Source organism: Enterococcus saigonensis (genome assembly GCF_011397115.1).
In the GTDB taxonomy this organism is placed as follows: domain Bacteria; phylum Bacillota; class Bacilli; order Lactobacillales; family Enterococcaceae; genus Enterococcus_C; species Enterococcus_C saigonensis.
This window is the reverse complement of sequence record NZ_AP022822.1, coordinates 63,944-83,987: the sequence shown is the minus strand read 5'-3', so window position 1 is coordinate 83,987 and position 20,044 is coordinate 63,944. Positions and strand designations below refer to the sequence as shown.

Here is a 20,044-nt window from a genome sequence, read left to right as displayed (position 1 = left end):
TTTTGATATGGAGAATGCACTGAATATAGAATTGAAAATTGAACCATTATTATCTACAATTCATCTTTTATTGCCAGAAGAAAATTCTTTCAAACTTCTTTGAATTTCCAAGGCTGACTCAATGTTGTCAATCATGTATATATTTTGATTTAATACTCCATATCCACCTTCAATTAAGATCCCGTTAAATTTTTGCTTGATTTTTGCTTCTATTAATCCTATCATCAATGAAATTTGATCTGCCCCATTAATAATATAATCATAGTCATTAAGCTCTACCAACAATTCCAATTCATATATAGACTGTACATATTGGGTAAATATCTTTAATTCCATATGTCTTCCATATTTTTTTTCCAAACTTCTAACTTTATAATTTCCTATGTCATCATTAGAATAGTTTTGGACCTCTAAATTTCGCTTTTCAACTTGGTCACCATCAATTAATGTGAATTTTTTAATATCCAATTTTGAAAGTATTTCTAATACATAACTAGTAGCAGTACCCACTCCGATAATTAATATATTTGTCATTTCAATTTTTTCTTTATAATCTTGAAAGTTAACATTGGGAATAGAATTAATGAATGCTTCGGATCTGCCAATTGAGTGATCCTCCATCCAAATTGCATATTTATTTTTTCTAAATATTCAATTATCTTCATTTTTTCTTCGTTACTTAATGAATTATAGCTAGCAATTTCCTCGTTAGTCCTTCCTTCTGAAATATACTCTAAAAAGTCAAATACCCCTTCGATATCATCTGTACATAGCTTTCTATTAGGCTCGTCATTTTTTCCAAAAAATTCAATATAATCTTCCTTTAGAATCCAATATAGTTCTGTTTTCAACCTAAATACATTCTTCATCTTATCACTCCTTATTTTAAAAAGAAAAAACATTGTGTATAAATATTCGATATTTTCTTTTTTTAAGTATACAATATACACAACAAATAGAAAAGGGGGAATGTAATTATGTTAATAATTGAAGAAAAAGCATCTGTTGACGAACAGAACGGAGATACTTATGTAGCAGTCTCAGTATTTAAGTAATTCTTTTCTATTATAAGGAGGTGAGAGCTATGTCTATTATTGAAGAAAAAATTCTAGTTGAAGAGCAAAATGACGATACTTACGTTGTAGTTTCTGTAGTTAAATAATTCTAAGTCATAAAGTTTATAGCAATAACCCGTTTTCAGGGAGCGTCAATAATTTTGTGTAAATGATTCTTCCCTACTGCAGATTGTTTCTAATTCTCAATCAGTTGGCTTAGCATTTGTTCAAGTTCGCCTTCGGCCTGTTGAAAGCCTTTATGACTGCGACCTAGGAATTTTTGGTTGTAAGTATCAAAAGACGAGACTAAGAAACGTTCCATCGACTCTTCGTTTTGGAACTGTTCCTTGCGGTGGCTGTATTTCTTGATTTGCTTATTAAAGGATTCAATCAAGTTCGTAGAATAAATACTCTTGCGTATGGCCAAGGGGAAATCATAGAAAGTGAGCAAGTGATCGTTCGAAAGAATCGATTCAACCACTTTTGGATAGCTGGTTTTCCATTTTTCCGCAAAAGCACCACGTGCTTCCAACGCCACCTCTTTAGATGAGGCTTGATACACCATTTTAAAATCATCACAGACTTCCTTACGATCATCGACACGCACTTTGTGACTGATATTACGGGAAACGTGTACACAACAATGTTGAAAACGAGCTTTGGGATAGAACCGACTAATCGCTCCTACCATCCCCTTTAAGCCATCCGTGATGAACAGGAGGACATTTTTCAAACCGCGCTCTTGAAGGTCCAATAAAATTTCCTCCCAAATCGTGATGGATTCAGTCGGTGCAATCGCATAGCTCAATACTTCCTTTGATCCGTCCGGGCGAATGCCAACTGCGATATGAATAGCTTCCTTGGCGACGGTTTTCCGCTTTAACGGAATATACGTTGCGTCCATATAAATAGCAGCATAACGGTCATGAAGCTCCCGCCCTTTAAACGCCGTTACCTCTTCTGTAAATGATTTTGTTATATTGGACATGGTTTGGGGCGTGTAGTAATGCCCATACATTTTCTCAATCAAGTCTGCGATTTCCGACATGGTAATACCTTTTCGGAAGAGGTGAATGACGGTCTCCTCTAACGTGTCATTCGTCCGTCTATAAGCAGGAACAGTCTGTTGCTTGAACTCACCATTGCGGTCGCGCGGAATCTGGAGATGAAGTTCCCCATACTCGGTCTTGACCGTACGGTCATAGGAGCCGTTACGAGAATTACCCGTGTTAAAACCAATGCGATCATACTTTTCGTAATCTAGGAAAGCCGTTAACTCCGTTTTGAGAAGCGTATTGACTGCTTTCTCCAAATGGACACGGAATAATTCATTCAAATCGCCTTTGTTCGCTAGAGTCTTTAGAATTTCTGTAGTAAAATCGTTCATAGGGAAGTCCTCTCTTCTGTGAATGTGTTGTGGTAACTCTATTCTACAGAAGGGACTTCCTTTTTTCTATTTACACAAAATATTTTACACTCTCCGTTTTCAACTTATATCGTACAGATATACATAACTAAATAATATTCATAACTTATTAGGATATATTTACGTTAGTTTTTGGTTGAACAAAAACTATAAACACACGAACTTCACACGGATAAATATTTATAGCAAGTGACTTATTTGAGAACTATTTCACAAATTAGAAATCACTTGATCAAAATATTTAAACTGGAAAATAGCGACATGATCCGTTATAGGAAATGCATACAAAAAAGTTAGTAAAAAACAGTTGCAAGGGTAGCTTCAATTTCCTCTTTTAACTAAAAGTCGAAAAAGGAAACAGCTTAGCTTGCAACTGTCTTTATTTATAATTCGTGGTGTGACAAAAACTTATCCTATTCTTTTACAAATAAACGGTATTTCAGTAGCGCCTTCTTAAATAAGTCGAAATTTCTTTAAGCTGTCCCGTTTCTGTTACAACCGTTAATTGTGTTATCTATAACTCGGTACTCATCTCACGAATTTGCTACATGACATTATTGTTTTGAATCACTTCTTGAATGGCACAAAGATATTTCTCCGTATTTTGTATTTGTAGCGCTTCTTGCGCCTTAATTTCATCCAAACGATGATCCGTTTCTTCCAATTTCACCAATACTTGTTTTAATAAAGTAGTAATTTGTTCGTTATTCATTTTCTTCCTCCGTCATCGTTTATTCTTCTTCAAAAGTTAAATTTTCTGATTTTTCTTTTTCACTTAATTTCACACGGTAAAAAATACCGTACAAAATGGCACAGGCTACTGGTAAGAAACCTGCGACCAAATAAAGGCCTTGGAAAGACAATACACTTCGCAATTCTCCTAAAATAAAAGGACCAATGCCAAGTCCTAGATCAAGGCCGATAAAATAGGTAGATAAGGCAATGCCGATGCGATGATCTTCACTTGCTTTCAAACAAATTGCCTGACCATTTGACATGAATGTACCGTAACCCAAACCAATGAATGCCCCTGCCAGCAGCAACATCCAGCCAGCGTTTGTAACGCTTAATAAAAACAAGCCACCAGTTAAAAATAAATAACTTGGGTACATGACATAGTTTTCCCCACGCAAGTCAAAGATTTTACCAGACATCGGACGGGTAAAGGTGATCACTAACGCATAGATAACAAAAAACAATGAACTGGCTCCCACTAAATCAATTGCTTTTGCATAAGAAGACAAAAATGCCAAAACACTTGAATACGCTAAGCCCATCAAAAAGGCGATAAAGGAAATGAAAACCACTTTCTTCTCTACAAAACTATCAAATGTCCATTTTGCCAATTGTTCTTTGTGTTCTGGTGTTAATACAATATTTTGAACTGGAAAGGCAAAACAGGCAATTGTTGTTAGTAAAATAAGCACAATTGAAAAAATAATAATAAAATAAAAGTTTGTTGTATTTAATAAGACCATCCCAATTAAAGGACCAATAGCCGCAGCTAAACTCGTTGAAAGTCCGTAATAATTAATCCCTTCACCATACTTTGATTTTGGAATATACGCTGTCACAATCGCATTGGTCGCGGTCGAAACAGTTCCATAAGCAAAGCCATTCAAGAGGCGAATCAAATACATCATGCCAATAGTGGGCATGTAGAGGTAGGCAATCATGGTTACCAAATAAAATAATGCCCCATAACGCAGGACTGCTTTACGCCCCAAAAGCTCCAATGTTTTTCCGATAATCAAACGGGCGACTAATGTTCCCAAAATATAAATACCCGTTGCTAATCCAGCCTGTCCCAAGGTCGCGTGCAAATTATCTTGTGCAATTACCGCCATAATAACGACTAGCAAATAATACACCAAATAAACGACAAAATTAATGAGGGTAATACTGATAAAACCTTTATTAAACAATTTTTCTTCCGTGTGTTCCAATGATTCTCCTCCTAAAAATTTCCCTTCTTTCAGGGTTATAACAATTTGGCAAAACAGACAGATTTTTTTACTCCACTTACACCTTGTAACGTTCCTGTTTTGAAGTGTTAAGCTGTCAGTAAAAATAAACTAGTTAAGCAAGAGATGTGCTTGCATTTGGAAAAAATTTTATTGCAACATCATTACCCGTTCTTAAATGTTCTAGTTTGACTTTTACTTCATGATAATTAGAAGGATAACGGTCGACTAATAGACCGATAAACAAATCCCGAATCTCCATAAATTCTTGCATAAATGCAGTAAAGTCTTGCCTATCACTGTTACTTACTTGCATTTTCCAAAATAGGGCATCCTGATAGGCGTCATTTAAGAAAATAAGTGCCTGATCTTTTTCAAATCGGGCTTTGTAAGCGGCATCTAGGCGCTCCAAAATCATGTCTTTCCATTCTTCCATGAAAATTTCCTTCTTTCTTTTCTCTGTCTGGCTTAGTATAGCGAGAGATAAAAAAGAAAAAATGTGATTTTGTGATAGAAAAAAGTTAAAAAGATTTTATAAAAACAAACAATATTAACATTTGTTATTGTTTTTCTGTCTTTTATCAGTTTAAATAATGCTAACTGTTTTTTTCTGAAAATATATGAAAGTTACGTAAAAAGAGGGTAAGGAGCGTTTACTTGGATGGATAATCGGGTGTTAGCGGACTATTTAAAAGCTCATGATTTTCCGGTGGTCGTGAAAGAAAAGAAAAAATATTTGACTTATGAAGGGATTCAAGACTCAAATGTTTACATTTTAAAAAATGGAATTATCAAAACGAGTGTCATTTCTCGCGATGGAAGAGAATTTAACTTGCGCTACATCAATAGTTTGGAAATTGTTTCCTTGTTAAAAGATGAATATTCTCAATTTATTGATGCCCCTTTTAATATTCGGGTAGAATCTTGTCAAGCAGAATTGTATCAAATTGACCGTGTACAGTTTTGGAAAGACATCAATCAAAATTTAGATTTACAACTTTTTGTCAAAGATTATTATCGCGTGCGCCTGTTGCATTCTATGAAACGAATGCAACAAATGTTAATGAATGGCAAGTTCGGAGCTGTTTGTACTCAAATTTATGAGTTATACGACACATTTGGTGTAAAAACACCTGAGGGCATATTGATCGATTTTATCGTCACCAACGAAGAAATCGCACATTTTTGTGGGATTGCCTCAGCCAGTAGCGTCAACCGCATGATGCAACAGCTAAAAGACATGGGCGCCATCACGATTAAAAAGCGTAAAATTTTAATTTTAAATCTCGAAATTATAAAAGATAATATTATTTTTTAATACAAAAAATCCGTTACAAGAACAGCTTAAACTCTTCTTGTAACGGATTTTAGCTTAAGATAAGCATCTTTTTGTTGCTATTATCTACTCCTAACTTATGCTAGACTAAATAAGAGATTTATTACTAAGGAGATTGAAACTATGATGATCTTAGCTTTGGGGATACTGATTTTACTGTATCCATTGTTTAGCATTCCCACCTTACTAAAGCGCAAAGAAAAAACAGGGCATTTTTTTGCGCCAGATACTCGCATTCTCGTTGCGAAAAGGGAAAACATGGGAAATAACTTAAATATGCAAAATAAATATGCTTTTTTTATCGATTTTATTGTGGGTCTTAGCTTAGTCTGTTATGGCCTCTATACGATACTGCATTAAAAAAGGAAGTCCTTTGCAACTTTTTAGCTGCGGACTTTCTTTTTTATTTTTCATACCAGAAGATATCTCCGGGCTGACAATCTAATACCTCACAAATTTTTTCCAACGTTGAAAAGCGAATTGCTTTGGCTTTTCCATTTTTTAAAATCGAGATATTCGCCATTGTAATACCTACTTTTTCAGAAAGTTCGGTGACACTCATCTTGCGTTTTGCCAACATCACATCTAAATTGACCTCAATTGCCATTCACTTTCCTCCTATACCGTTAAATCCTGTTCCTTTTGCAAGGCAACAGCTTGTTTAAACAGCTCTTCAACAATTTGTGCAAAAACAAATAGGGCAAAAGGCAAACTGACTAAAATTAAGCCTAAAATAACAAGCCCTGGTGCATCTTCTATCTGTGCTCCTTGATAAACAAAAGGTAAAATACCACAAAATGAACAAGCCATTCCCAAAAGCAAGTGACTCATGCGATGGACTATTGGCAATATTTTCATTGAAAAAGCTTGATTATCACCAATTAATTGGACCGCTAGATAAAGCTTATACAAAGCTGCCAAACCAAAAATCGTCGTTGCGGTAACTGCGACCATAAAGACAATTAATGGCCCATCCCACACTATTTTTTCTGCCGTAAAAATTTGCGTCGCCACTAAAAAAACTAAAAATAATATACTCATCACAAGCAAGAAAATGACACCTTTAAAAAAATTAATCTTTCGTTTCATAATTTTCACCTCAACTATTGATGGCTTGATTATAAACAGTGTAACATTGATAGTCAATATAAATTTATCGTTATTCGATAAACAGATAACGTTTTTTACTTTTTAAAACGAAATTGCATTTTTTTACCCATCTGTCGATTCAGATCAGATAACGCGATTTGTCCTATGCTATACTAGCTTTAGCTACTAAAAATAACTAAGCAAGAAAAGAGGGTTCTCATGGCAGAAATTAAATTAAAAAAAGTTACACCGCCTCAAAAAGATAACCAAGCACACATTCATCAATTAACAGATGCCACCATGATTGAAAGAAGAAAAAAAGTGCTTGAAAATATGCGTACTGAAAATATCGATAGCCTGATTATTTATTGTGACTTAGAACATGGTGGAAATTTTTCTTACCTAACCGGTTTTGTCACTCGTTTTGAAGAAAGCCTATTTGTTTTACATCAAGATGGCACCGCTTTTTTTATTTCCGGCAATGAAAATCTGAAGATGCATCACTATAGCCGCATACCTGCCACCCTGCTGCATTATCCACAATTTTCATTACCCGACCAACCTATGGCAGGTGAAAAAAATCTAACAACGGTATTACAAGCGGCAAACATCACAGCAGCAAAACAAACTATCGGCCTTATAGGTTGGAAAATGTTTACGACAACGAATGAAAATAATCGCAAAATTTTTGATGTGCCGCATTTTATCGTTGCCGCCATTCAAGCTGCCGCTCCTAAGAGTACAATTGAAAACCGATCTGATATTTTTATCCATCCTTCTTATGGTGCTCGTATAACCAATAACGCCAACGAAATTGCTTATTACGAATTTGGCTCAAGTTTAGCTTCTGACTGCGTTTTAAATGCTCTGGATGCTGTTGCGATTGACAAAACTGAAATGGAAATCGGTACTCATTTGACCCGTTACGGGCAAACACCCAATGTTATGCCCATCGCAGCTACCGGCGAGCGTTTTTCTCACGCTTTTATTTCCCCAACTGACAAAAAAATTCAATTAGGGGACAAAATGTCACTAACAACAGGATTCAAAGGTGGGTTAGCTAGTCGTAGCGGCTATGTTGTTTCCTCGATTGAAGAATTGCCAAATGGACAAAAAGATTATTTAGAAAAAGTCGCAAAGCCTTATTTTAATGCCGTGATTACGTGGTTGGAAAAAATTGAATTGGGGATGACTGGTGGGCAACTGTATCAAATAATTGAAGATGTCTTGCCAAAAGCGACCTATCACTGGCACTTAAACCCAGGACACTTAACTGCTGACGAAGAGTGGTTATCATCTCCTGTCAAAGAAAATTCACCAGTAGCACTCACCTCTGGTATGCTCCTGCAAATTGATATTATTCCAGCTGTATCAGGTTTTGCTGGCGCTAGTTGTGAAAATGGGATTGCCTTAGCCGACAGCAGATTGCGCCAAGAATTAGCGGCAAATTATCCAACTGTTTGGAAACGCATAAAAGCTCGCCAAGAATACATTCGCCAAACACTCAATATTGCTTTACCAGACCACGTCTTGCCATTATCTAGTGGCGTTGCCTTTTACACACCATTTTTCTTAGCCAAAGATCTGGCTTTTGTGAAAGAATAGCAGAAAAAATAAACTCAACAAATTAGCGCATTAAGTCTAAATCTGTTGGGTTTATTTTTTTTTTGAAAATTATTCTTTTGTTAGTTGTAAAGAAAGCATAATTTTCTCAGTAATTACTTCTAAAAAATAGATAAATCCAGCTATCATCGGACCCAAAGCAAAAACTGCTAGCAATGTACCCACGCCTAATGACCCACCTAATAAAAAGCCAACAAAAACAATCGTAAAATCAATTAAAATACGACTGTATTTCAGCGGGAAATTTAATTTATCGCAAAGACAAAGCATAATACCTTCAACTGGTCCTGCTCCTAAATCTGCTTGCAAATAGATTGCTGTCCCTAAAGCCATTAAAGTAAACCCCACTATCAAGTAGCTAAAGTTCAAGCCAAAAGAACGATTCGCCTCAAATTGAATAAATTGGGCTAAAAAAGAAATCGCCTCACCAAATAAAAACGTATTAATAACGCTACCTATACCCAATATTTCTCTTTTATATACAAAAGTACTAAGTAAAAATGTTAAACTTATCAACTGGCTCCAACGTCCAAAGGGAATACTCGTGTGCTGTAATAATCCCAATATCAAAGTACTGACAGAATCAGACCCCATATTTGCGGCTACAATGAACTGAACACCAAAACCTGCGATAATTGTCCCGGTACAAACAATAATAAGGCGCTTTACAATATTATTCATCTGCTTCCACCAACGTTTTCAATTTTAAAATAAATTCCGTGAAATTATCTGTATCTGCTAGTAATTTGACATTGATTGGTTCTGAAACAATTGCAATAAAAGTTTCAAAAAAATCATTAAACTCTTTGCTTTCTTCTTGGGCAATTGCAACCAATGCTACCATTTCGACCGAATACTCACACCATCGTATATTTTCTTGCAGTGTCATCACAGAAATAGCACTTTTTTGAGCGTTTTGTTCAATGGAATGTGGAACGGCGATGCCAGAAGGAAAGCTTGTTGGCGACATTTCTTCTCTTTTTTCCATCGTAGCAGCAAATTCTTCACCAACGTAATTTGCATGGAGCATTTTTTGAAACATTTTTTTGCGAATATCTTTTGGCATACTATCTACTGGATCAAATTGCCCAAAATAAAGATCTTCCACAACAAAACGATCAATTAACTGAAACATTTTTTTACGCCAACAACTTTTTTTCTTAGCTGCAACGCGTTTTTGCACTTTTTCTAAATCTTTTCGGGTCAAAATTGGATGAACACAAACTGCCCCATTCGTCTCTGTCGCTTTTTCATGATCAGAAGTTAAATAAACATCACATTCTTTAATTTCCCTTACTCGGTCTTTTACTTCAATAATTGCGATATCTTCGCCTAAAGTGTTCCGTAAATTTTTAATATTTGTTGTTTCAAAATCATGATAATCATTCACATCTACCAAGACCCTTAGCGTAGGTCCACTGTCTTTTTTGCTTTCTAGATAGGCCCCTATATGCAGTGCAATAAAGGAAATCTCATCATCGTTAAACCAAATGGCAAGTTTTTCTTGCAACAACATTGAAATATAAACGGCTATATCGTAGGTTAACGGGTAGGCAGTTTTAATGTCTAGAAGACTACTATTACGTGTAAAATGTTCATATTGAGAACGATTATACAAACTTTGCAAATGGATAGCCAATTTATTAAAAAAAGCTTCATCTTGTAAATCAATAAGATACGTTTCTTTAACTTCTTTTAGCACTTCTTGAAGTGTTTCTATAAAACGAAAATCAACAAATTCAGATAATGAACTTTCTTTATGGTTAGCTAAAAACTCATTTTGCAATCCAACAAAAAGTAAAGCTAGCTGTTGTATCTCAGAATCAGAGAAGACAATTTGATAAAAATGGGAGAGAATATCCGTAATTTCTTTACTCAGTTGATATTCACTGGAATCCTCTTTCAAAAGTGAGTTCTTCACTAATTTTAAATCATTTCCTTGTCGGATACGCTCAATACTAATAGCAAAGTGTAAAACAATATTATTCATAGAATATTGATTAATTTTTATCTTATGTAGAGCTAAGACGTCTCGAACTCTTTGCTCTAAATCTGCCAACGAGATTTCACCAATCATATCTTGAATATGGTATTTCAACTTTTCTTGGTAATCTCCTTCATTGTAGAGTAACGAAATCATGTAACGTCTTTTGTCTCGTTCTGATCCAATTAGCCGAATTGTATTTTCTCTAATACTCAACTTTAAATTTTTAGTTTGTATCTCCTGGCGCAAAATCTGAATATCATTTTTCAACGTCGATTCAGAAACGTATAGTGTATCCGCCAAATCATACAGGTCAATTCCCGCAACTGTACTTTTGAGCAACAGTAAAAACAATTGCGCTTTACGGTCTTCATTTATATCATTATGCTTTCTATGACGTATCTTCATATTTGTATCGATCCGATAGCCTTGACTGCTTGAAAGGATTTGCTGCTCTGTTTCATTAATTTGGGCTACTTGATTGCGAATTGTTCGAGTAGTACAACCGCAAAATTCTGCTAGTTCGCCTGCAGTCACCCAACGCTGCTGATTTTTTGTAAGGTATGCAATCATCTCTTTTTGTCTTTTGGTGGCCACTTTTTTCATCTCCCATAGCGTTTACTTAACAGAAATTTTTCTAGGAAATACTCTAAAAAGGTGGATACGAAAATAGTAAACTCGTATCACACCTATCAACTACTGTAATTTATAGTTTTTCTCCGTTAGATTCAATCACATCTTTGTACCAATAAAAACTATCTTTTTTGATACGAGCTCCACTACCGTTACCCTCATTATCCAAGTCAACATAGATAAAACCGTATCGTTTTTCCATTTGCGCCGACGAGCAACTAATGATATCAATTGGTCCCCATGCACAATAAGCAATTACACCTACTCCGTCATACATCGCATGTTTAATTTGTTCGATATGACGGGATAAGTAATCAATTCGATAATCATCGTGAACTTCACCATCTTCTAGCTTGTCATACATACCAAAACCATTTTCAGCAATAATAATTTCTTTTCCATAGCGATCCCAATACTGAGATAATGAATTGTATAAACCTTTAGGATCTACTGCCCATCCCCAAGGATTAGCTTTTAAGTTGGGGTTAGGAGTTACAGAAGCTGGATTCATATTATTTTTCTTCGCATCGACCATTTGCGAATAATAATAAGAGATTGCAAGATAGTCCATAGTATTTTCTTTTAAAGTTCGTTTATCCTCGTCAGTTATTTCAATGTGAATATTATTTTCCGCAAAATAATTCAATGCGTACTGCGGGTACTCTCCTCTAAACTGTACATCCGTATAAAAATATTCCATGCGATTACGACGCAGTGCTAAATTGACATCATCTGGATCACAAGAAAATGGATATGCCGTACAATCAGCAACCATTGTGCCAATTTGCATGTCAGGATTAATTTTCTTACCATATTCATAGATTTTTGCACTCGCAACAAATTGGTTGTGTACCGCTTGATAGCTCGCTTCTTCATAGTTATCTACTGTGTCATAAGGAATTGCAGTGGAATTAAATGGTTCAAACTGAATCAAATTAATTTGATTAATGACAATCCAATATTTTACTTTGTCTTTATAGCGATTCAGTATTGTTTTACCGTATTTTACAAACAGATCAATCACGCTGCGATTATTCCAACCACCATATTTTAATGTGATTTCTACAGGTGTTTCATAATGCAACATGGTAATAATCGGTTCCATACCCAATTCACGAATCTTATCAATTAATGCATCGTAATAAGCTAATCCGGCTTCGTTTGGTTCTGTTTCTTCACCTGTAGGAAAAATACGTGTCCAATCAATAGATGTCCGAAAAGTTTTAAACCCCATTTCTGCTAGCAAGGCCAAATCTTCTGGATAAGTATGATAAAAATCAATGCCGTGACGTTTAGGATAATAGCCGTTTTGATCTGCCATATTTTCTTTGACTTGTGCTACTGACATTCCTTTGTGTTGTTCAGCTGCAATTTCTTCATTTGTCTTATTGGGATAGTAGATGTGTAAATCGGCTAAACTCACCCCTTTACCATCTATCTTAGATGCTCCTTCTGCTTGATTGGCTGCAATCGCGCCTCCCCAAAGAAAATTTTTTGGAAATTTATATTCTGAAAACATTCAATATTCCCCCTAATTAGCTATTTTTTTCCGTGAACTTCCTGAATAAGCGGACCATATGCTCTCCAATTAGAATCTCGCTTTGCGCTGTCATTAACGTATCTTGCGCATGACAAAATAATGTTGAATAGCGAATTTGTTCCCCCGACGCTTCCATTTGTAAAGTATCAGTTTGTAACCCATGTGCTACAACAACTTCTTTACGCGCAGCTTTTACTAAATCCTCTGCGACATCAAAGTTCATTTCTTCTAATGCATTTAAGCCTTTTACTAAAAGTTCTCGCGCATTTCCCGCATGAATTAAGATATTCATGGATAATTCATTTAAACTATCTGTTTCTTCGATAAACTGTTGTGACATACTGATTCCTCCAATTACTGAACAATTGAAGCTTGCATCGCTTTTGCTCTTGCTTCTGCTGCTTCTTGTTCCTCAGCGATTTTTTCTTGTTTTAGTAGTGAATTATCATACGCTTTGAAAAATGGTAAGAATACGAACCACGTAATAATAAAAATTAAGGCGCAGACAATAATGGCACGAAAATCTTGAGTTGCTAAATAGGAAGTAAAGGGATATGGCATATACCAAAGTAAAAAGGATTGACTTGGTATATTTACCATCCCCATACTCATTACAACATAAGAAATCGTTGGTACAATTAAAGCGTTAATCCACATTGGTACCATTAAATACGGATTAAATGCAATTGGGGCTCCAAATACAAGCGGCTCATTAATATTGAAGATAGAGGGTACAAATACAGCTTTACCAATTGCTTTTAACTGCGCTGATTTGCTTAAAAGTAGCATCATAACCGACAATGCCAAGGTTGTGCCGACACCGCCCATGGATGAAAAAGCGTAACACGTTTCTTGTGTGGCAATGTTCACTGCTTCACCGCCGCTAGCAACAGCCTCTGCGTTAGCAGCTAGACCAGCCATGTATACTGGATAGATTGCTGGCATCATTACCCAACCAGAAATACCAAAAGTATATAAAAATACTGGGATGAAGACAGATAATACAAATCCTGGGTAAGATTGTACAATAGTTGCAAGTGGACTAAAGGCCCAAACAACAACTTCAAAGAAATCGACGCTCATTTGAACGGTAATAAACCAACCCACTAATAAAATCAATGTAATTGGCAATAAGCTATTAAACCAACCTACTACAAAATCTGGAATTGGTGTATCTTCATCAAATAAAGATTTTTTTGCTGCAAAATTCATGATACATGAGACAAACAATCCTGAAATAATTGCTAAAAACATCCCAGTAGCACCAAAACGTGAAAGAATAAATGTTGCATTTCCTTCTGCTGTCACAGTCGGGAATAATAACATCATGAATAAAACCAATCCTGTAGCGCCCGAAATTAATTTTTGACCACTGTTTCCTTTTTTCTCCATTAAGTAATAAGGAATTAAAAATGAAACTACTAAACCAAACATCCCAAAAGAAAAATTACTGATCATCGAAAAATCTGGCAGTCCACTAAATATATTTTTTAATAACGAGACAACTGTCACCAATGACCCGACAAACACTAATGGTAAGGCCGCCATAATAGAATCTTGAATCGCCGATACCCACGGATTTTTAACAACCTTATTAACTTTTGGCGCGAATTTATTCGTCATAAAGTCCATAATTTTATTCATCATTGTCTAACCCTCCATACTTAGAATTAAGTCCAATGCTTTATCACCATTTAAAGTTCCGTATGTTGTTTGCGGAATAACAGCTACTTTTACATCTTTTCCTTTAGTCTGTAATTTTAATTCATCCAACATATAAGATAAGTGGGGGCCGATTAGAAGATAGTTAATCTCATTGATTCGCTCATCCAACTGTGATTCACTTGCTGCTTTTACCGTTACTTCTTCTCCACGTTTTTTTGCTGCTTTTCTAATTGAAGCAGCCATAAAACCACTTGATGCTCCCGATCCACAAATTAATAAAATGTTTTTTGCCATATTTACCATTCCCCTCTCTTTTGTACACACTTAGTTTAGCTAGCTTGGTATCCGCTTTCAAACTGATATTTTTCCTAAGGATAGGAAATTTTTCTAGTTTATTTTTAAGATAAAAAACTCTGACACAAATAATTTGGTCAGAGTAAATTTTTATTATTTCGCATAAATCTCTACAAAACGCTGCAAAACAATTCCAATCGCCGCTTCCCAATAATCCCAGTTATGCTCTCCGGGACCATCTTGGTATTCAAAATTGCGCAAAGTTTTTTTGGCTACTTGTAAAAAACGTTGGTTATCAGCGTAAACAAAATCTTCAGTCCCACACATTTGTAAAAAAAACGTATCACAAGATTTTTCTACTAGCTCTTGTCTTTTCAGCAAGGTAAATAAATCATTTTGACTGTCTTTAAGTTTCTGTAAGTCCCCAAAAATAGCCACAAGATGTTTTTGGCGTTCTGGTCTTTTACGCCATATATTCACAACATCTAATGCTCCTGAAAGTGAAGCGGCAGCACAAAATTGCTCGGGATAGGTGAGTGCCCATTTAAATGCACCATATCCGCCCATAGAAAGTCCGGCGACAAACGTGTTTTCTTTTTTAGGCATAATTTGAAACCATTGGCAGATTTTTTGTGGTAATTCTTGGGTTAAAAAGGTGAAATAATCCCCGCCTGCAACCATATCCGTATAATAGCTTAAACCCACTTGTGGCATCACAATAACAAAGGGATATTTTTGGGCTTGGCGTGCCAAATTCGTCTGATTCAACCAAGCGTTGCAATCATCTGACCAGCCATGTAATAAATAAAGGACTGGCGCTTTTGCTACGTTTACCACCATATCTGGCAGGTAGACATTCACACTAGTACTTAAATCTAACACTTGGGATTTAAAATTCATTTTACAAATTGTCATAAAAAAAACTCCTTTTTTAATTGTGACAACACAATTTTATCAATAATGCGGTAAATTACACGCGGGTAACTAGAAAAGACGCCAAGTAAACACTTCCAAGTAAACGGATTCTTACTTGGAAATTTTTTACTTGGCGTCTTTTTCTAGCCTAATGAAACACCGGGAACAAACGTGGTATAAATCGCTTCGTCTTCAACTTCTTCTCCTTGAATCAGGCGAATAATTTTTTCAGCGGCAACCATACCCCACCGATGTTTGGAATAGGCAATAGTAGCCAGTCGTGGGGTTAAAAATGAACTGATTTCAATATTATCAAAACCGACAATGCGAATATCTTGTCCGATCTTTTCTGGTCGTTTGGCAAAAAATTTGTAAATCCCCACTGCCATTTCATCATTAAAGGAGAAAATATCAATTGGCAGTTGCGCTTGTCCTTGATCGATTTTTTCGGCTATTTTTTCCGCTGCGGCATAGCCAGAAGGTTCTGTAAAATTTCCTTCCAATAAATCATAACCAATCCCAAAACGTGTCAGTTCTTTTGTACTTGCCAAAAGTCGTTGTTCGTTGTCATAACCCATTGAACCGGTTATTAGATAAACATGTTTGGTCTTTGCTGCAACCAAACGCTCTACTGCCAAGGTCGCACCACCTTTGTTATCTAATAAAACTCGAGATATATTTTCGTTGGCAATTTCACGGTCTAAAACAACCATTTGATGTCCGCGATTTGCGAGCATCTCAATTTCTTCGGTTTTAAAAGTCCAATCCAAAATAATTGCCCCATCTACCATTCGTTCTGGAATGAACAAGTGTGATTTTTGCCCACTACAAACAATCATTTCATAATCATAAGCCGCTAGTCCCCGTTTAATCCCGTCTAATAATTCACCGTAAAAACTCCCAGCATAATCGGCTAAATAAACACCGATAATGTTTGTTTGTTGTCTTTTTAAAGTGCGGGCGGCCATGTTGGGAACATAGTTTAGCTCACTGGCAATTGCCATAATCCGCTGGCGGGTTTGTTCTGTTACTTTGTTGCTGCCGTTTAAAGCATATGAAACCGTTGAAATTGATACCCCTGCGGCTTTTGCTATATCTTTAATACCAACCATGTGCCTTACGCTCCTATTCTTCTTTTTCTACCATTCAGCTAAATGCTATGTAAAATTTTTTTCTATTTTATTTTGACAATGCGCTAGCTTTTTCTAACGCATTGTCAAAAATTTTTTATCAATTAACAATAAATAGCAATTTGATTGCCTTGTTTCATGTATTCTTTGAAATCTTTTTTGTTTATGACAAAGCCACCGGTACGATATGGGTTAGCTTCTAATTTTGTTTCTACCACTTTATCATTGATTACTACTTTACGCTCATTCTCTGCTACTGCGTAAAAGGTAATGGTAACTGGTGCATTATCCAGGACATAATTTACTTTCAGACCTTCAAGTTCTGGCGGTAAAACGGGGTCTAAGACGATTGTTTCACTGTCTTCTCGTAGGCCTAAGACATTGGTTAACAATTGATTTAAGTAAATTCCCGGTCCACTAGAATAAATGCGCCAGCCTCCTTTCACGTCAACGCTTCCATCTCTTAGTTTACCAAAGTTTTCCTGCGCTTCATATCTTGTTTTGAAATCGCCATCAGAACTACTAAAATAAACATTCGCTTGGCGTAATTTAGCATTTTTTACCCGCTCTTTTAAATTGATGGGATTAATGGTTTGTAGCGCACGCCAGGTTTCATCTGCCTTACCTAATTTTGCCATTGCTTCGGTAAAACGAATGTGGGCATGAACGTATTGCAAACCAATTTCGCGACCAAAGTTTGCTGCTTGTTCCGCCCGTTTAAAGTTGGTACTCACGCCCCCAGCATACTGGGCTGGACGATTCATCAAGCGCACACCATCTGGGAATTGCAAGTTTTCTTTAATCACAGCCAAATGATCTTGGGCTTGTTTTGGTGTTAATAATTCCGCAATCATACTGCGGGTCATTGGCAATAGGCGGTATTGAATGCCGGTCTTTTTGTCAGTTGGATGAATCATTAGTTCCGGAGTGCCATCTTCTTCCATATAAACAAAACCAGGAATAACGTCAGTGGCTAACATATACTTATTAAAGTCAGCTTTAATACCTAGGACAAGTTGAGCCAAGTGGTCACTGTAATCTTTATCGACTGGCGCTAAAACAGCGCTGAGTTTATTTAACACTTGGTAAGTTAAAGCAACTGTCCAACTAGATGCCATATGTTTTTTCAAACGACTGTCATAAGGTTGTAAAGTATCGTCCCAATCGCCATCTCCGTAACAAGATAAATACGTTCCTGCCAAGAAATTCTCCTCGATATACTGAATTTCTTTTTTCAAGTGGTCAAATAACGTATAACGTTCGGCTGTTTTATGAAAATCACTGCGGCGAGTATACGGTAATTCTTCTTGCAAAATACTGTGATCTGCTGTTTTTGCTAAATAATCCGCGACAATTTTCATGGGCCAAACAATGACATCCCCATGGCTTTCATCAGCTTTTTGTGTTTCATAACGATCAAACATAAACCATTGTGGCCAGTTGCCGTCATCATCAAATTGGTTGGCATAGACTTTTTTGATAATATCTTTTACAACTTCAAGACGATTAACCGCAAAGAAAAATTCAGTAGGTCCTTGGGAAACATCCCGCGTCCCCCAGGCAGCGCCCCCGTATTGCTCCAACCCATGCGGAGATAAATAATGAACGAGCATATTGTGAACATACCAGCGACTCAAATAATTCATACTGCTAACGTCCACTGTTTCATGTTCCAATTTAAAATTGTGTAACAAGCTGTCAATAAACGTCACATACGCTTCATCTTCTGCAATCAAATCGGTTTGGGTTGCAACAAAATCAGCGCCAGTCAATGTCCCTTGAATACTACTTTCAAAACCTGACACAGCTTCTAAAACTACAACTTGCAAGTCAGAAGATTCTACCCCAAAGAGACGTTCATCTGTCACAGTAAATTCGGTATCCATTGTCATATAATAAGTTAACTCTGGATATTCACTGTTTACTGGTGAGTCTGCTGCTGGTTTAATCGTCATTTGGTTGCCATTTTGCGTCATTTGATAAGTCGGTGTTTCTGTAGCGCCCATCAACAGATGGCTCGTTAAAGCAAAAGTATAATTTTTCCCAATCCCACTGTGGCAATTCAAACGAATTTCACGACCATCAGCTAGTGTATAAGTCGTAATCGTCAATAAATCGTCCTCTAATTGGTAATACCACGTAGCCGAATTTAAGCCCATTTCAAAAGCAGAAGGCATCGTCAAAATACGCCAATTTTCGTCAACTTTAACGTACAAACGCTGACCAGAATGTTTTAAAACATTTAAACTGTTACGACTATTGCTCATCAATTTATTCATAGAAGTGTTGCCTAGTACCACTTGTGAATTGAAAATTCCGTACATATAAGCTGTGGTTGCTAAAAGTGGTTTATCAACAGTTAAGTCCGTGCCACTTAATAAAATATGACCGGTAGTCCGTTCCATTTGTTCTTCTTTTGCTTGTAAAACGACATGATGATAATTAGGTGTGAAAAAAGATAATACTTCTGTCTCATCTGTTTCAACTTGTTCTTTTTCCGGAAAGAGCACGTCAATTTCAGCTGTCGTTAATTTACGCCCCGTTAAAGGTGCTCCCAATTTTTTAGCGTTAATTTTTTCTGGTATAGAAGCTAAAATGGTTGGCTTAACGTAAGCAGCTTCTACTTCATCTTTGGAAAAAATCGCCGTCTTTATAGCTTCTGGCTGATTTTTTTGGAAACCACCATAAAAAATGGCAGAATCTGTGCCTTGTAACGTCATCTTTTCAGATTGTAATACCGGATAAGCAAACTCATATTGATACACTTCATTTTCAAATTGATCAATGGTTAAAGCTTGCGGTACTGCGGTTGTTTTGAAGCTAGTACCAAAGAATTGATAACCATCTGTTAAAAAGCCACGGTTTTTCGTTAAACTCCCATGTTCAACGACGGGAAATTCTCCGCCTTGTGGTTGATTTTGACGGGAAGTAATTACATAACCATTTTCTTGTTGTGTTACTTTGTGGTCAACATATTGGGACATATAAGCTTCATTGGATTGCACTGCACCTTTGGCGGCATTCCCCAAATCTTGGCCAAAAACGATATCGACAACTTGTCCTTCACCTTTTACCGTTACGCTCCAAAACCAAATATCTTTTTGACTTAAAGTAAAATCTACTTGATAAGAAATTCCTTCAACACTACCTTGCCACGTTACGCCGTTTTCACTTTGTGCAAACGTGCTGTTAGTATTTGAACCAATTAAAGGGATAGCCGTAATTTTTTCACCAAAGATTCGTAAATAAATTTGGTTGACACTGCCGTCTAAGGCATTGCCGTTTAATTGATTAATCATAATTTCATTACTCGTCAGTGCGTATAAATCCCCCGTAGGTAAAAACGCCGCTTGGACGTCTTTACCTTTTAAAATGATTTGCTTCATCGTT

20 protein-coding genes are annotated in these 20,044 nt (G+C 36.3%); 3 read left to right on the top strand and 17 right to left on the bottom strand.

The window, feature by feature from the left end; genetic code table 11:
- Positions 1-60: 60 nt before the first annotated feature.
- From EsVE80_RS00370 to EsVE80_RS00345, 6 genes are all read right to left on the bottom strand, one after another.
- On the bottom strand, positions 61-534 hold the full coding sequence (locus EsVE80_RS00370) for a ThiF family adenylyltransferase (protein WP_173101954.1): 474 nt from the start codon (positions 532-534) through the stop codon (positions 61-63).
- A complete protein-coding gene (locus EsVE80_RS00365) occupies positions 531-869 on the bottom strand; it encodes a DUF1289 domain-containing protein (protein ID WP_173101953.1) in 339 nt (112 codons plus the stop codon). Before EsVE80_RS00365 ends, EsVE80_RS00370 begins: the two co-directional genes overlap by 4 nt.
- A 382-nt stretch (positions 870-1,251) precedes the next feature.
- The gene (locus tag EsVE80_RS00360; RefSeq protein WP_002299749.1) at positions 1,252-2,442 is read right to left on the bottom strand and encodes an IS256-like element ISLgar5 family transposase; all 1,191 of its coding nucleotides are present in this window, start codon (positions 2,440-2,442) and stop codon (positions 1,252-1,254) included.
- Positions 2,443-3,025: 583 nt separating this feature from the next.
- Positions 3,026-3,193 (bottom strand): hypothetical protein, encoded by a 168-nt coding sequence (locus EsVE80_RS00355; protein WP_173101952.1) that lies wholly within the window; start codon positions 3,191-3,193, stop codon positions 3,026-3,028.
- Between the two features lie 19 nt (positions 3,194-3,212).
- The gene (locus EsVE80_RS00350) at positions 3,213-4,427 is read right to left on the bottom strand and encodes an MFS transporter (protein WP_173101951.1); all 1,215 of its coding nucleotides are present in this window, start codon (positions 4,425-4,427) and stop codon (positions 3,213-3,215) included.
- A 133-nt stretch (positions 4,428-4,560) separates the two neighbouring features.
- Positions 4,561-4,881: a hypothetical protein gene (locus EsVE80_RS00345; protein ID WP_173101950.1), complete on the bottom strand. Its 321-nt coding sequence runs from the start codon at positions 4,879-4,881 to the stop codon at positions 4,561-4,563.
- A 225-nt stretch (positions 4,882-5,106) separates the two neighbouring features.
- On the opposite strand from EsVE80_RS00345, the gene EsVE80_RS00340 reads away from it, so the two are divergent.
- Positions 5,107-5,763 (top strand): Crp/Fnr family transcriptional regulator, encoded by a 657-nt coding sequence (locus EsVE80_RS00340; protein WP_173101949.1) that lies wholly within the window; start codon positions 5,107-5,109, stop codon positions 5,761-5,763.
- A gap of 141 nt (positions 5,764-5,904) precedes the next feature.
- A complete protein-coding gene (locus tag EsVE80_RS00335) occupies positions 5,905-6,141 on the top strand; it encodes a hypothetical protein (RefSeq protein ID WP_173101948.1) in 237 nt (78 codons plus the stop codon).
- 43 nt (positions 6,142-6,184) lie between these two features.
- Here the strand turns inward: EsVE80_RS00335 and EsVE80_RS00330 are convergent, their stop codons facing one another.
- The gene (locus EsVE80_RS00330) at positions 6,185-6,388 is read right to left on the bottom strand and encodes a helix-turn-helix domain-containing protein (protein WP_173101947.1); all 204 of its coding nucleotides are present in this window, start codon (positions 6,386-6,388) and stop codon (positions 6,185-6,187) included.
- A gap of 11 nt (positions 6,389-6,399) precedes the next feature.
- On the bottom strand, positions 6,400-6,870 hold the full coding sequence (locus tag EsVE80_RS00325; RefSeq protein WP_173101946.1) for a DUF2975 domain-containing protein: 471 nt from the start codon (positions 6,868-6,870) through the stop codon (positions 6,400-6,402).
- A 219-nt stretch (positions 6,871-7,089) separates the two neighbouring features.
- Here EsVE80_RS00325 and EsVE80_RS00320 point away from each other — a divergent pair, with 219 nt between their 5' ends.
- Positions 7,090-8,475 (top strand): M24 family metallopeptidase, encoded by a 1,386-nt coding sequence (locus EsVE80_RS00320; protein WP_173101945.1) that lies wholly within the window; start codon positions 7,090-7,092, stop codon positions 8,473-8,475.
- A 69-nt stretch (positions 8,476-8,544) separates the two neighbouring features.
- Here EsVE80_RS00320 and EsVE80_RS00315 read toward each other — a convergent pair whose 3' ends face one another.
- The 9 genes from EsVE80_RS00315 to EsVE80_RS00275 form a co-directional block, all read right to left on the bottom strand.
- A complete protein-coding gene (locus tag EsVE80_RS00315) occupies positions 8,545-9,174 on the bottom strand; it encodes a YczE/YyaS/YitT family protein (protein WP_173101944.1) in 630 nt (209 codons plus the stop codon).
- Positions 9,167-11,083, bottom strand: a complete 1,917-nt coding sequence (locus EsVE80_RS00310; RefSeq protein ID WP_232061229.1) for a BglG family transcription antiterminator — start codon at positions 11,081-11,083, stop codon at positions 9,167-9,169. The genes EsVE80_RS00315 and EsVE80_RS00310 overlap by 8 nt, the downstream gene beginning before the upstream one ends.
- Positions 11,084-11,183: 100 nt before the next feature.
- The gene (locus EsVE80_RS00305; RefSeq protein WP_173101942.1) at positions 11,184-12,629 is read right to left on the bottom strand and encodes a glycoside hydrolase family 1 protein; all 1,446 of its coding nucleotides are present in this window, start codon (positions 12,627-12,629) and stop codon (positions 11,184-11,186) included.
- 16 nt (positions 12,630-12,645) lie between these two features.
- A complete protein-coding gene (locus tag EsVE80_RS00300; protein ID WP_173101941.1) occupies positions 12,646-12,990 on the bottom strand; it encodes a PTS lactose/cellobiose transporter subunit IIA in 345 nt (114 codons plus the stop codon).
- Between the two features lie 14 nt (positions 12,991-13,004).
- Entirely contained in the window at positions 13,005-14,294 is a 1,290-nt protein-coding gene (locus EsVE80_RS00295) for a PTS sugar transporter subunit IIC (protein WP_232061301.1), read from the bottom strand.
- Positions 14,295-14,300: 6 nt separating this feature from the next.
- Positions 14,301-14,618 (bottom strand): PTS sugar transporter subunit IIB, encoded by a 318-nt coding sequence (locus tag EsVE80_RS00290; RefSeq protein WP_197745904.1) that lies wholly within the window; start codon positions 14,616-14,618, stop codon positions 14,301-14,303.
- A gap of 144 nt (positions 14,619-14,762) precedes the next feature.
- The gene (locus EsVE80_RS00285) at positions 14,763-15,524 is read right to left on the bottom strand and encodes an alpha/beta hydrolase (protein ID WP_173101938.1); all 762 of its coding nucleotides are present in this window, start codon (positions 15,522-15,524) and stop codon (positions 14,763-14,765) included.
- Positions 15,525-15,667: 143 nt separating this feature from the next.
- Complete coding sequence (locus tag EsVE80_RS00280; RefSeq protein ID WP_173101937.1) at positions 15,668-16,636, bottom strand: LacI family DNA-binding transcriptional regulator; 969 nt, start codon at positions 16,634-16,636, stop codon at positions 15,668-15,670.
- Between the two features lie 122 nt (positions 16,637-16,758).
- Positions 16,759-20,040 (bottom strand): GH36-type glycosyl hydrolase domain-containing protein, encoded by a 3,282-nt coding sequence (locus EsVE80_RS00275; RefSeq protein WP_173101936.1) that lies wholly within the window; start codon positions 20,038-20,040, stop codon positions 16,759-16,761.
- Positions 20,041-20,044: the final 4 nt, after the last annotated feature.